Source organism: Vitiosangium sp. GDMCC 1.1324, from assembly GCF_003044305.1.
Classification (GTDB): Bacteria; Myxococcota; Myxococcia; order Myxococcales; family Myxococcaceae; genus Archangium.
The window spans coordinates 705,672-719,044 of the sequence record NZ_PZOX01000002.1; the positions used below are offsets into that span (position 1 = coordinate 705,672).

Below are 13,373 nucleotides of genomic sequence, written 5' to 3' on the forward strand. Positions count from 1 at the left end.
ACGATGGACGATCCACACACCGGTGGTGGATTTGCTCCGGACAAGCTGATTGGAAGGGACTGACATGGAAGCAGAGCCTGCGCGCACTCCATCGATGCCCCTCACCTGGCCTGCCGCGATGTTCGGACTCATGTTCGGCGTGGCGATGACGTACGCGCCATACGAGTTCCACGCCGCCTACTTCCGACCGCTCTACCCGTACGTGCGCCCCATGGGGGTGGCATTCCTGGCGAGCAGCATCGTGCTGCTGGCCACCATGCTCTACCGCCATGCCCCGCGCTGGCTGGACGTACTGGGGCGCGTGGGCTTCGGCGCCGTCACCGGCCTCTATTGGTGGATGCTCAACGTGCGCACCGGGAGCCTCACCGGTGCCATCCTCTACCCGCTGCTTCTGGCGGGCGTGGCGCTGGAGACGTCCCCCTCCTGGCGCAAGCGCGAGGTGTTCCGCGGCGTCGTGGCGCTGGTGGCGCTCAGCTTCGGCCTGCTCATGCTGGTGGCTCGCGAGCACTTCCCCCCCGTCTTCCACGCCTCGCTGTCGCCCCTGTTGGTGCCCCTGGGGCTCGTCTTCCTGGGCTGCGGCGCGGGGCTGCTGGCCCCCCTCGATTCGCGCTGGCCCCCGCTGCCCCGCGTCCTCTTCGGCCTGCTGGCGGTGGCCTTCGCCCTGCACTCCTGGGGACTGAGCCGCATCGGCATGGGGCCGGCCGCCACCGTCTACGTCATCTTCACCCTGTCGTGCGCCGCCGCCTCCGTCGGCTTCCGCCCCCGCGCCCCGCACACCGTGGGCTTCAAGCTGCTGCGCGGACTTGCCTTCGCAGGCCTCGTCCCCCTGCTCGCCCTGGGAGGACTCGCCGCCCGGCTCGCCCAGGGCGCCATCGAGCGCCAGGTGCGCGACGACACCGTGCGCGCCGCCGCCGGCGAGGCCGACTTCCTCGTGCGCTACCTCGACGACGCACGCGAGTCCCTCCAACTGCTGCTCGAGTCCCCCGGCTTCCGCTCCGCCTTCCTCTCCCGGGACCGCAAGCTGCTGGAGCTCTACCTGCGCAACCTCCCCGCCCAGGCGCGCGCCTTCGACGCCGCGCTCGCCGTGGACAAGGAGGGCGCGGGGCTCGCCGCCTCCTACGGCAAGGAGGACCTGGGCAGCTTCTCCCACCGCGACTTCCACGGCGGCGTGCTGAGCACCGGCGCCCCCTACGTCTCCCGTCCCTATATCAGCCAGCTCGGCCTGCCCCACGTGGCCGTGGCCCTGCCCTTCAAACATGACGGCAAGCTGGAGGGCATGCTCGTGGGCCTGCTGTCCCTGGAGCGTCTGTCCGCGGCGGTGACGCCCGCGGCCCAGCGCTTCCGCGTCCAGGTGCTCGACAGGCGCGGCCTGCTGCTGCTGCGCGACACCCAGCCCGGCGCCCCCCTGCTCAGCGAGGCCCACCTGCCCGGCGCCCTGCGCCTGCACCTGTCCAGCAACGACGAGGGCGTGGTGGAGACGTTCGGCCCGGAGGACCAACGCATTCTCCTGGCCGCGGACGCCCCCGTGCCCGGCACCGAGTGGAGCGTCGTCGTCACCCAGGACATGGGCGTGGCCTACCGCGCCATCACCCGCACCAGCGTGGCCTTCATCGCCCTGCTCGCGCTCGGCGTGGTGCTCATGCTGGCCCTCTCCCAGTTCGTCGCCCGCGACATCATCCGCCGCCTGGAGACACTGGTGGAGGCCACCGCCGCCATCGGCCGGGGCGAGCTGTCCCGCCGCGTGCCCGAGGAGGAGAACGACGAGCTGGGCGGGCTGTGCCGCGGCTTCAACGAGATGGCCTCTCGCACGGAGGCCGCCCAGGCCGAGCTGCGCGAAGCCGTGCGCCTGCGCGAGGAGTTCCTCTCCGTCGCCAGCCACGAGCTGCGCACCCCCCTCACCCCCCTCAAGGGCTTCGCCGCCCTCACCCTCAGCCGCATGGAGCGCGGCGGTGACTTCCCCGAGCGCGAGCGCACCCTCAAGGCCCTGCGCTCCATGGCCCGGCAGACAGACCGGCTCACCCGCCTGGTGGATGACCTGCTGGACACCTCGCGGATTCAGGCCGGCCGCTTCGAGCTGGAGCGCGCCCGGGTGGACCTGGTCCCCCTGGTGCGCGAGGTCATCGAGCGCTTCGAGCTGCGCGGCGACGACGGGCTGCGCTTCCTCCTCGAGGCCCCCGAGGTGCCCGTGGAGGGCATCTGGGACGGCCCTCGGCTGGAGCAGGTGGTGACGAACCTGCTCTCCAATGCCGTGCGCTACTCCCCCCACGGCGGCAGCGTGCGCGTCAGCTTCCACCTCACCCCCGAGGCGGTGGAGTTGCGCGTTCGTGACGAAGGCATCGGCATCCCCTCCGAGAGCATCGCCCTCCTCTTCCAGCCCTTCGCCCGCGCCTCCAACGCCACCGCGCGGCACTTCGGAGGGCTCGGCCTGGGGCTATTCATCTGCCGTGAAATCATCCAGCGTCACGGCGGCGCCATCTGGGCGGAGAGCCCCGGCGCCCAGCTGGGCAGCTGCTTCCACGTCCGCCTCCCCCGCGAGCTGCCCGCCCCCTCCACCGCGGCCGCCACCGCGTAGGGGCCGGGAAGCGGGAATACCTGTTTACTTGGAGGCTGATGCAGAAGGGTGTAGGGCACGGTATCGTAATTCTCCAGCAAGGCGGTTTCCTGGGACGCCCCCGCCCGAGGAACCGGAGCCCCCGCCCTCATGCACCCGAAGCCCCAGCCGACCGACACACCTCCTGCCCCGCACGAGCAGCGCTTTCAGCTGGTCGTCGAGACCCTGAGAGAGGTGGTGTTCCAGCTCGACACGCAGGGCCGCTTCACCTACCTGAATCCGGCGTGGACGGAGCTGACGGGCTTCCCGGTCCCCGAGTGTCTGGGCCAGCGGAGCATGGACTACGTCCACCCGGGCGACCAGGAGCTGAGCCTGGAGCTGGGCCGGGAGCTGGTGGCGCGCCACCAGGAGAGCAGCAAGCACGAGATGCGCTACCTCACCCGGGACGGGGGCTTCCGGTGGGTGGAGGTCTACGTGCGCCTGCTGCTGGCCGAGGATGGCTCCTACGCGGGGACGTGCGGCACCATCAACGACATCACCGAGCGGCGGCGGGCGATGGAAGCGCTGGCCCGGCGCGAGCGCTACCTCACCGCACTGGTGGAGATTCAGCAGCGACTGCTGGCGACCTCGTCCTCGGAGAACCTCTTCGCGCGGCTGATGGCGCCGCTGGGAGAGGCCTCGGGAGCCAGCCGCGCCTACGTCTTCGAGGCGCACCGCTCGCCGGACGGCAACCAGCTCTTCAGTCAGCGCGCGGAGTGGTGCGCCCCCGGAGTGCAGCCGGAGCTCGACAACCCGCTGCTGCAGAACATGCAGGTGGAGCAGCAGACGCCCCACCTGTACGAGCGGCTGTCGCGAGGGCAGGTCCTCTCCGGGCTGGTGAAGAACTTCCCACCGGAGGAGCGGGAGATACTGGAGTCCCAGAACATCCTCTCCCTGCTGGCGCTGCCACTGTGGGTGCACGGCACGCTGGCGGGCTTCATCGGCTTCGACAACTGCGCCGAGGAGCGCGAGTGGGACAAGCTGGAGGTGGACCTGCTGTGGGCGGCGGCCGGGGCCATCGCGCTGGCCATGGAGCAGCGCCAGTCCGCTCGGGCGCTGCGTGAGCGGGAGCTGCGCTTCCGGCGCGTGGCGGAGAATGCCTCGGACGTGCTGTACCGCTACCAGCTGGCGGGCACGCGCAGCTTCGCCTTCGTGAGCGGCGTGGTGACGAAGAACCTGGGCTTCACCCCGGAAGAGCACTACCGGGACCCCGAGCTGTGGCACCGCCAGGTGCACCCGGAGGACCTGGAGGTGCTGGAGCAATTGCTGCTCGAGCCCGAGAAGCAGGACACGCCCGTGGTGGTGCGCTTCCAGCGGCGGGACGGGCGCACGGTGTGGCTGCAGCACGTGGTGACGCCGGTGCTGGACGCCTCGGGGCTGTGCGTGGCGGTGGAGGGCATCGCCCGGGACATCACCGAGCGCCGCCAGTTCGAGGAGGCCCTCAAGCTGTCCGAGGCCAGCTTCCGCATCCTCCTGGAGAGCGTGCCGGAGCCCGCGGCCATCCAGCGCGACGGGCGCATCATCTACGCCAACACCTCGCTGGTGTCCGCGCTGGGCTTCCGCAGCCCGCGGGACGTGATGGGAAGGCTCCTGCAGGAGTTCCTCCTGGACGAGCCGCCCACCCCCGAGGGCTCGGTGTCGCTGGTGACGGGCGAGCGGCGTCTGCGGCGGCAGGACGGGAAGGTGCGGGTGGCGGAGTTCGCCTCGCTGCCGCTGCTCTTCGACGGACAGCCGGCCGTGGTGTCCATCGCACGGGACGTCACCGAGCAGCGCCAGTTGCAGTCGCGCCTGTCGCTGGCGGACCGCATGGCCTCCATGGGCACGCTGGCCGCGGGCATCGCCCACGAAATCAACAACCCGCTGGCCTTCGTCATCTCCAACCTGGGCTTCCTCCTGGACGAGACGCGCCGCATGCCTTCGGTCCTGCCACCGGGAGGGATTGCCGCCCGGCCGGAGGTGGACGAGTGGCGCGCGGTGCTGATGGAGGCACGCGAGGGCGCCGAGCGCGTGCGGCAGATCGTCCGCCAGCTCAAGACCTTCTCCCGGCCGGACGAGGAGCGGGTGGAGCCGGTGGACGTGCACGCGGTGCTGGACTCGGCGGTGATGCTGGCCGCCAACGAAATCAAGCACCGCGCGAAGCTCAAGCGCGAGTACGGGCAGATTCCCCCCGTCCGGGGCAACGAGGGCCGGCTGTGCCAGGTGTTCCTCAACCTGGTGGTGAACGCGTCGCAGGCCATCCCCGAGGGCGCGGCGGAGCAGAACGAAATCCGCCTGGTGACGCGCATGGGCTCGGAGGGGCGGGTGGTGGTGGAGGTGCAGGACACGGGCTCCGGCATCCCCGCCGAGGCGCTCGGGCGCATCTTCGATCCCTTCTACACGACGAAGCCCGTGGGGGTGGGCACGGGCCTGGGCCTGTCCATCTGCCACGGCATCATCACCAGCCTGGGCGGAGACATCTCAGTGGAGAGCGAGCCGGGCCGGGGCACCACGATGCGGGTGGTGCTGCGCGCGGCCGAGGAGGGCTTCCGGCTGGAGAAGCCGGCGCCGGCTCCCGTCGTGGCCCCGAGCGCGCGGCGCGGGCGGGTGCTCATCGTGGACGACGAGCCCGCCGTCGGAAAGGCCCTGCGGCGCATCCTGCGCGAGCACGACGTGGAGCTGGCCACCAGCGGGCGGCAGGCGCTGGAGAAGCTGTCGGCGGACACCCGGTTCCACGCCGTCCTGTGCGACGTGATGATGCCGGACCTGGGAGGCAAGGACCTGTACGAGGCCGTACAGCAGGGCGGCTCGGGGCTGGAGCAGCGCTTCGTCTTCGTCTCGGGAGGTGCCTTCACCCAGGGGGCGAGGGACTTCCTGGCTCGGGTGCCCAACCCCACGCTGGAGAAGCCCTTCGACGAGACCGCGGTGCGGCGCGTGGTGCGCGACCTGGTGATGAACCACACGCTGCCAGGGAACTGACGGCATCGGTCGGTTGTCGGACCCTCCTCCGGGTGACGGATGGGGGAGACGGAATGCCCGGGTAGGCTGCGTTCCCGATTTCCCCCCGCTTCCCGAGGCCTCCCGATGAACCGGACACACCTGCTGCTGGCCACCGCCGCGCTGCTCGCCCTCGGGGCGGCCGTGGTGGGACTGCCCCGCCAGAAGGACACCAGCCACACCGTGGCCCGGCCCGGCGAGGCACCCACGGGCGTGGTGCTGCAACCCGTCACGGTGAATGCGGGCGCGCTGACCCTGGAGGGCAAGCTGTCCGGGGCGTACCTGATGGCCGGGCCGAGCGAGGCCTACGCCGCACTGACGGTGCGCGCGCACAAGTCCCGCCAGGAGAAGCGGATGCCGGTGAGCCTGGCGCTGGTCATCGACCGTTCGGGCTCCATGCGCGGGCAGAAGCTGGCGGATGCGAAACAGGCGGCGCGGATGCTCGTGCAGCACCTGGGCGCCGAGGACCGGCTGGCGCTGGTGCACTACGGCACGGACGTGAGCGTCTTCCCGAGCCAGCAGGTGTCAGAGGATTCGCGCCAGGAGATGCTGGCCTTCGTGGACGGCATCGAGGACGAGGGCTCCACCAACATCAGCGGCGGCCTGGAGGCGGCGGCCCAGGCGCTGCGGCCGTACGTGAAGGCCTACCGGACGAGCCGCATCCTCCTGCTGAGCGACGGGGCGCCCACCGAGGGGCTCGTCGAGGACAGCGAGCTGCGGCGGCTGGCGGGCAACTACCAGCGCGAGGGGATGACGGTGAGCGCGCTCGGGGTGGGCGAGGAGATCAACGAGCGGCTGATGCGGGGCATGGCCGAGCAGGGAGGCGGCTTCTACGGCTACATCCAGAACTCGGAGAAGCTGGCGGACATCTTCCAGCGCGAGTTGGAGCAGGCGGCGGGGACACTGGCGCGCGGGGTGGAGCTGCGGCTGGAGCTGCCCGAGGGGGTGACGGACGCGGAGGTGCTGGGGGTGTCGGCGCGGCGCGAGGGCCGCACGGTGGTGGTGCCCCTGTACGACCTGGCGGGCGGGCAGGAGGCGCGGGTGGTGGTGAAGCTGACGCTGGCCCTGGAGACCACGGCGGAGGAGCGCGGGGTGCTGGGCTCGCGGCTGCGGTACTGGGACGTGGAGGCCGCGCGGCAGGTGGAGGTGGAAGTAGGCCTCGCAGCGAAGGTGACGGAGGACGAGGAGTTGGTGCGGACGAACCTGGACCAGGAGGTGCGGGTGTACGCGGTGAGGGCCTTGGGGGCGCAGCAGATGCAGGCGGCGGCCGAGGAGATGAAGCGGGGCAACCGGGAGCGGGCGCTGGGCCTGCTGGACAACACACGTCGCCTGTTCGGCACCTCGGCGGAGGCGCTCGCGGGTGAACTTGCGGAGGTGGACCAGACCCGGGCAGCCTATCTCAACGCGCAGGATGAAACCTCCGTGAGGCGTGAGGCGTTACAGCTTCATCGCAAGTCGTTGAAGACCTTCGGACAGAACAACGCCTATTAGGAAAGGCCGGCCATGCCCCTGTCGGTACAGCTCCAGGAACGCGAGGACTTCGAGGTGCGCACGCTGCGTGCGCTGGGTGGCGGAGCGGCCGTGGGCCTGGCGGTGGCGGCGGCGTCGCGGATGCACCTGCACCTGGACATGACCTTCTTCGCGGTGGCGGGGGCGGCGGTGGCCAGCGCGCGGGCGGACTGGAAGGTGCGACTGGGGATGCTGGTGGGCCTGCCGGTGCTGCTGAACATCCCCGAGGTGCTCAACGTGCCCACGCCGCTGTCCGAGGCATGCATGGGGACGCTGGCGGCCGGAGTGGTGGGCTTGGTGGGGACAAGGTGGAAGCCGAAACCGCTGCAGGTGCTGGCCGGAGCGGTGGGCGCGGGGATGATGGTGCCGCTGGGGCTGTACGTGAAGACGGTGATGGACGCGCGGTTCTTCGACGGGCGCCTGGGGGCGGTGGGAGCGGTGGTGGGCCTCGCGGCGGTGGCGCTCTTCTGGAGCGTGGGCACGCTGGCGGCGCACGTGCGGGTGCACGGCAACGCGGTGGAGGCGCGAGGCACGGCGCTGGAGAAGCAGCTCTCGGGCGAGGCCCAGGGCCTGGTGTCCCGCGCGGTGACGCTCTACGGACAGTGCCAGAAGGAAGCGGCGAGGCTGACGGCGGGACCGGGGAAGACGGAGCTGGTGGGCGTGCTGGAGAAGATGGCGCGCGAGGTGTTCTCCCTGGCGGAGTCGCACGCGCAGCTGGAGGCGCAGCTGCGCGCGGTGCAGCAGGGGGACGTGGACGCGCAGGTGCAGGAGCTCCGGGCGAAGGCGGCGGCGACGACGGACGCGGTGGCGCGGCGGCAGCTCGAGCTGGCGGCCTCGTCGCTGGGCGAGGAGCTGAACCACCTGGACATTCTGGGGCGCAAGCGGGAGCGGATGCTGGCGCAGTTGCACGCGCAGGTGGCGCTGCTGGAGCGGGCTCGGGTGTCACTGGTGGGCGTGCAGGGAGGCGATGTGGCCTCGAAGGGCGAGCAGGCGGCGCAGCTCGCGCGCAAGCTGGCGGCGCTGGGCCAGGAAGACTCGAGCGCACCGGCGGCTCCCGCCCCGCTGCCCGAATCCACCAAGGTGTTGGGCTGAGCGTCCTCCCCGCTCAGTCGTCTCAGTCGTCCAGGTCCTTGGGGCTCCGCAGGAACAGAGAGCTCGCCAGCAGCAGGACGCTCGTGGACAGAAGGGTGGACACCGCCACCGGGGACTCCTTGGCCAGGTACAGCGCCCACGAGAGCAACAGACCCAGCACCCCCATCAACCCGAGTGCCCCGTTGCTGAGTGTCTTCAGCCACCCGAGCCGATACCGCTCCGCCAGAGCCGACAGGAGCACTGGCAGCAACATCACCCCCGAGAGAATCCCCATCACATCGAGGCGATTGAGCAACCACCTCGGGTCGTGCAGTGCGACGGCGACGAGCGGCGCGAGGGCCCCCATCGCGCCCAGTCCCAAGCCCCAGCGCGACATGCGGGACAGCACCCGGGGCGCATTCCCGCGCATCCGGGACAGCACCTCCGGCGGAACCTCGAGCGCGTAGGGGAAGCCCAGCGCCAGGAGCGCCTCCAGCGCCGCGGGACGCACCTCGCGCCCGTCCCCGCCGGTGAGCGCCCCCAGTGCCTCGTCCTGAAGCAGCCGCAGCAGCTGATCCGCCCGCTCGCGCGTGGACTCCCCCTCCACCAGCGGCCCCGACAGCCCCGCCAGCAGCGACTCCACGTCCTCTCGCGTCACGCCCGGCGAGCTCACGATCTCCACCCACTCGCGCAGCGTGAGCTTCTTCGTCGCGGGCTCAACGAACGCGAGCTCCGGCAGGGCACTCTCCTCGGAGGAGGGGTGGACGTCTCGGATTTGCTCCATGATTGTCACATCCTACCATTCCCCTGTTTCCGAATATTTCCGCCGGAAACAGCGCGGGTCCTCTCGGCGATAACCCTACGCGGAGAAGCAGGCTCCGCCCCGCTTCCCAGGAGACGTGGTGTCTCTTCGACTCCCCCACCGCTCCGGCTCCCGGGGCAGGACCTGACCGCATGCACATGACAGAAGCCTCTTCGAGCTTCACACGCCTCGACCGCCGTCTTCTGGCGGCCGTGCTCTCCCTGACACTCGCGGCCTGTGGTGGCGTGCCCGAGGACACGGTGGGCGAGGACACCCAGGTCACCCAGGAGGCCGAGCTCGCCAGCGTCCGGCTGCGCCTGGTGGCCGCCAACATCACCAGCGGCAACGCCCAGAGCTACGACCCGGGCGAGGGCACCCGCATCTTCCAGGGCCTCAAGCCAGACGTGGTGATGATCCAGGAGTTCAACTACGGCGACAACTCGGCGACCGCCATCCGCAGCTTCGTGAACACGGCGTTCGGCACGAGCTACTCGTACTACCGCGAGAGCGGCGCGCAGATCCCCAACGGCATCATCAGCCGCTATCCCATCCTCGCCTCGGGCGAGTGGGACGACACGCAGGTCACCAACCGGGACTTCGCGTGGGCGCGCATCGATATTCCTGGTTCCAAGGACCTCTGGGTCGTGAGCGTGCACCTGCTCACCAGCAGCAGCAGCGTCCGCAACACCGAGGCCACCAACCTGGTCAGCTTCATCAAGGCCAACATCCCCACCGGGGACTACCTGGCCATCGGCGGTGACTTCAACTCCGACAGCCGCTCGGAGAGCCTCTTCAGCACCTTCAGCCAGGTGGTGTCCACGAGCAGCCCCTACCCGGCGGACCGGAACGGCAACACCAACACCAACGCGGCCCGGGCCAAGCCGTATGACCATGTCCTCGTCGACAGCGATCTGCTCGCCTACCAGACGTCGGTGGTCATCGGCTCCAGCTCGTTCTCCGGCGGCCTGGTGGCGGACACCCGCGTGTACTCGCCCATCTCCGAGCTCTCCCCGGCGCTGAGCGCCGACAGCGGCGCCACCAACATGCAGCACATGGCCATCGTGAAGGACTTCCTCATCCCGGGTGACTCCACCACCACGAGCGTCACGGTGACCTCGCCCAATGGCGGCGAGAGCTGGGTGGCCGGCAGCTCGCACAGCATCACCTGGACGTCCTCGGGCGTGACGAACGTGAAGCTCGAGTACACGCTCAATGGCTCCACCTGGACGACCCTCACCTCCAGCACCTCGGCCTCCACCGGCAGCTACACCTGGACGGTGCCGAGCAGCGCCACCACCACCGCGCAGGTGCGCGTGAGCGATGCCTCCAACTCCGCCACCACCGACTCCAGCAATGCGTCCTTCACCATCACCACCTCCGGCGGTGGCGGCGCCGCGAACGTGTTCATCAATGAGATCCTCGCCAACGAGGCGGGCTCGGACGTGAACGGCGAGTTCGTCGAGCTCGTCAACTCGGGAGGCACCGCCGCGGACCTCTCCGGCTGGACGGTGTCCGACAGCACGGGCGTGAAACACACCTTCGCGAGCGGCACCACCCTGGCCGCCGGCGCGGCGATCGCCGTGTTCGGTGGCTCCTCGGGGATTCCCTCGGGAGTGACCAACGCGGTGGCCGCCACCACCGGGACGCTCGCCCTGGGCAACAGCGGCGACACCGTGACGCTGAAGAACTCGGCGGGCACGACGGTGGACACCACCACCTATTCCTCGACGCTCGCCGGCACCGACGGCGTGTCGATGAACCGCAGCCCGGACGCCACCAGCGGCGCCACCTTCGTGCTGCACACCACGCTGTCGAGCCTGTCCTCCTCGCCGGGCAAGCGCGTCAGCGGCTCCGCGTTCTGAGCACTCGCTGACGAGGTCTCCGTCCGGCCGGTGTCAGGGGTTCCCCACCGGCCGGGCGGGGCGCGCGGCTCGACACGCACGCGCCCCGATGAGCCCGAGCCGCCGTCCTCCGGCTAATCCACCGTGTTGCCCACCACCGGTGCGGCCGGAGCAGCGGCCGCCGCGGCCTGCGCGGCCTTCGCCTCGGCGAGCTTCTTCGCCTCGGACTCGGAGAGGTTCTTCAGCGTGACGAGCCCCTTCTCGAAATCCGAGCCCACCATCTTGTCCATGTTCATGAACACGGAGATGGCCTTGCCGATGAAGCCGTTCTCGCCGGTCATCGTCCACGTGACCGTGGTGTCTTTCCCGGCCTGCTTGAACTGAAAGACCGCCTCGTTGAGGGCCTCGAACGGCTTGAAGAACTCGAGCTTGAGGGTGAGCTGCTCGGGCCGGTTGAGCGAGAGGATGGTCATCTTGCCATCGCCAGCCTGGCCGCCAGCCCAGGCGAGCGAGTGGCCCACCGCGGCGGGCGTACCGTCGAAGGTGTCCTTCCGGGCGGGATCGGGCGCCATGAACGGCGACCACGCCTCCATCTTGCGGAAGTCGGCCACCAGCGCGAACACCACGTCGGCCGGCGCGCTCACCGTGATGGAGCGCTCGACCTTGAAGGTGGCCGGACGCGTCGCGACGAAGCCGAGGAACGCGACGAGGACAACGACGGCACCGATCAGGATTTTCTTGAACATGCGGGACCCCTCAATTTGTTTGTGTTGGGAGCCGGGCTTCCGGCTTTCCTCACGCGTCGATCGGGACTTCGCGAAATCGACACGTCGAATCTTTTTTCCGGCACCGTTACGACTTCGAGAACGCCGCGCTCCACGTCGGCGCCGCCTCGGCGATGAGCTCCCGGAGCCGCAACGGGAGGTCATTGGCCCCCGTCAGCGGGCGAATCTCGAGCACCTCGTCGCCCCCCGGACCCTTGGGGCAACGCAGAGCCCATTCGATCGCCTCTTCCCTCGACTTCACGTCGATCAGCCAGAAGCCGGCGATCAGCTCCTTCGTCTCGGCGAAGGGCCCGTCCACCACGGTGCGCTTCTCTCGGGACAGCTTGACGTGCGCGCTCTTCGCGTTGGGATTGAGCCCCTCGGACGCGACCAGCACTCCGGCCTTGTGCATCTCCTCGTTGTATTTCATGTACGCGGTGAAGAGCTTCTCGTCGAAGGGCGCCTCCGCCTCCACCTTCGCGTCGCTGGAGGGGGGCGCCGGAATCAGCAGGAATCGCATCGGGATGTTTCCTTCCAGGGTGTGGAGCAAGTCGTCTCAGTTCTTCGCGGCCACCTGCTGGCGCAGGCGCTCCTCCTGCTCGCGCAGTTCGGGCGTGAACTCGGCCCCGAAGTCCTCCGCCTCGGCGACCTGACGGATCTCAATCTCCGACTCGCCGTTCATGGGGTTGGGGCAGCGCTTGACCCACTCGATCGCCTCTTCCTTCGACTTCACCTGGAACAACCAGAAGCCGGCGATCAGCTCCTTCGTCTCGGCGAAGGGCCCGTCCACCACGGTCCGCTTCGTTCCGGAGAACTTCACCCGCACGCCCTTCGAGCTCGGGAGGAGCCCCTCACCCGCCAGGAGCACGCCGGCCTTCACCAGCTCCTCGTTGTACTTCCCCATCTCAGTGAGGAACTTCTCGTCCGGAAGAACACCCGCTTCCGAGTTCTTGTCGGCCTTCACAATCACCATGAACCGCATCGTCGTGACTCCTTCCAGGTTCGCGTTCGCAGCCTGCGTCCCAGGCTTCAATGAGTCGTCGAACGAGGGTCGGAGAGATCGACACGGCCGCTCATTATTTTTGGGCTGTCGCCAAGTGCGCGAAATGACGGGCCTTTACGTCTGGCCGCGCGCCCTGTCGCTCCGAGGGAAGCGCCTGAATTTCTCGGGCCGGCCCAGGCGGGTGTCGAGCCAGGACGGCCCGCGCCTCCACGCGGGCTCGTCTCGGCTCCAGGCTCGCGCTCAGGGCGACAGGTCCTCGTCACGGATGCGCAGGGTGTGATGGGTGGTTCCGAGGTAACGCGAGTCCTTGCGCTCGCTGACCCAGGCCTCGTCGCGAATCGGCTCCTGCAGGTAGACCCTCCCGCCGGTGTCCACCCGGTAGAGCGCCAGCGACTCGAAGGTATCCGTGGGCCTGGGATTCACGCCGAAGATGCTGTCGGAGAGGAGCTCCTTCACCGTGCCACTCGGGACGGAACCCACATTCTGGGTTTCGCTGCCGAGTTGAACGGTGGTCTTCCACTCGACGCGCAGCACATGGCTTGACTGGTTGTCCAGGAAGTAGGTCGCGGCGCCTACCTCTTCGTGGACGACATTGTCCGAGCCACCACAACCCAAGGACAGGACGACGGGACACAGCAGGAGAATCTGGCGGAGGTTCATGACCGTGCCTTGCAGCAAGGAGTGCGCCACGGGAGCACCGAGGAACAGGCCTCGCGCGCGGCGGTGGGGCGTGTTGGAAATGCGAGGGGACCTGACACTCCCGCCCTGGAGGGAGGAGGAGACCCGCCCGCTCCTTGGCGCTTCGGGAGAAGATGGCTCC

At 69.5% G+C, this 13,373-nt stretch carries 10 protein-coding genes; 5 read left to right on the forward strand and 5 right to left on the reverse strand.

The annotated features are described in order from the left end of the window. Positions 1–64: 64 nt before the first annotated feature. The 4 genes from DAT35_RS07340 (at position 65) to DAT35_RS07355 (ending at position 8,164) form a co-directional block, all read left to right on the forward strand. Positions 65–2,572: an ATP-binding protein gene (locus DAT35_RS07340; RefSeq protein ID WP_108066166.1), complete on the forward strand. Its 2,508-nt coding sequence runs from the start codon at positions 65–67 to the stop codon at positions 2,570–2,572. A gap of 129 nt (positions 2,573–2,701) precedes the next feature. After that, the gene (locus DAT35_RS07345) at positions 2,702–5,545 is read left to right on the forward strand and encodes a PAS domain S-box protein (protein ID WP_108066167.1); all 2,844 of its coding nucleotides are present in this window, start codon (positions 2,702–2,704) and stop codon (positions 5,543–5,545) included. Positions 5,546–5,650: 105 nt separating this feature from the next. Beyond that, complete coding sequence (locus tag DAT35_RS07350; RefSeq protein ID WP_108066168.1) at positions 5,651–7,054, forward strand: VWA domain-containing protein; 1,404 nt, start codon at positions 5,651–5,653, stop codon at positions 7,052–7,054. Positions 7,055–7,066: 12 nt separating this feature from the next. Then, entirely contained in the window at positions 7,067–8,164 is a 1,098-nt protein-coding gene (locus DAT35_RS07355) for a hypothetical protein (protein WP_108066169.1), read from the forward strand. Between the two features lie 22 nt (positions 8,165–8,186). Here the strand turns inward: DAT35_RS07355 and DAT35_RS07360 are convergent, their stop codons facing one another. Continuing rightward, the gene (locus DAT35_RS07360) at positions 8,187–8,927 is read right to left on the reverse strand and encodes a hypothetical protein (RefSeq protein WP_108066170.1); all 741 of its coding nucleotides are present in this window, start codon (positions 8,925–8,927) and stop codon (positions 8,187–8,189) included. A gap of 176 nt (positions 8,928–9,103) precedes the next feature. Here DAT35_RS07360 and DAT35_RS07365 point away from each other — a divergent pair, with 176 nt between their 5' ends. Then, positions 9,104–10,807, forward strand: coding sequence for a lamin tail domain-containing protein (locus DAT35_RS07365; protein ID WP_369945191.1), 1,704 nt, complete (start codon positions 9,104–9,106; stop codon positions 10,805–10,807). Between the two features lie 113 nt (positions 10,808–10,920). Here DAT35_RS07365 and DAT35_RS07370 read toward each other — a convergent pair whose 3' ends face one another. The 4 genes from DAT35_RS07370 to DAT35_RS07385 form a co-directional block, all read right to left on the reverse strand. Beyond that, positions 10,921–11,532, reverse strand: a complete 612-nt coding sequence (locus DAT35_RS07370; RefSeq protein ID WP_108066172.1) for an SRPBCC family protein — start codon at positions 11,530–11,532, stop codon at positions 10,921–10,923. A gap of 106 nt (positions 11,533–11,638) precedes the next feature. Next, entirely contained in the window at positions 11,639–12,070 is a 432-nt protein-coding gene (locus tag DAT35_RS07375; protein WP_108066173.1) for a YciI family protein, read from the reverse strand. 36 nt (positions 12,071–12,106) lie between these two features. After that, complete coding sequence (locus DAT35_RS07380) at positions 12,107–12,532, reverse strand: YciI family protein (protein ID WP_108066174.1); 426 nt, start codon at positions 12,530–12,532, stop codon at positions 12,107–12,109. A 261-nt stretch (positions 12,533–12,793) separates the two neighbouring features. Beyond that, the gene (locus tag DAT35_RS07385; RefSeq protein WP_108066175.1) at positions 12,794–13,243 is read right to left on the reverse strand and encodes a hypothetical protein; all 450 of its coding nucleotides are present in this window, start codon (positions 13,241–13,243) and stop codon (positions 12,794–12,796) included. Between the last annotated feature and the right edge of the window lie 130 nt (positions 13,244–13,373).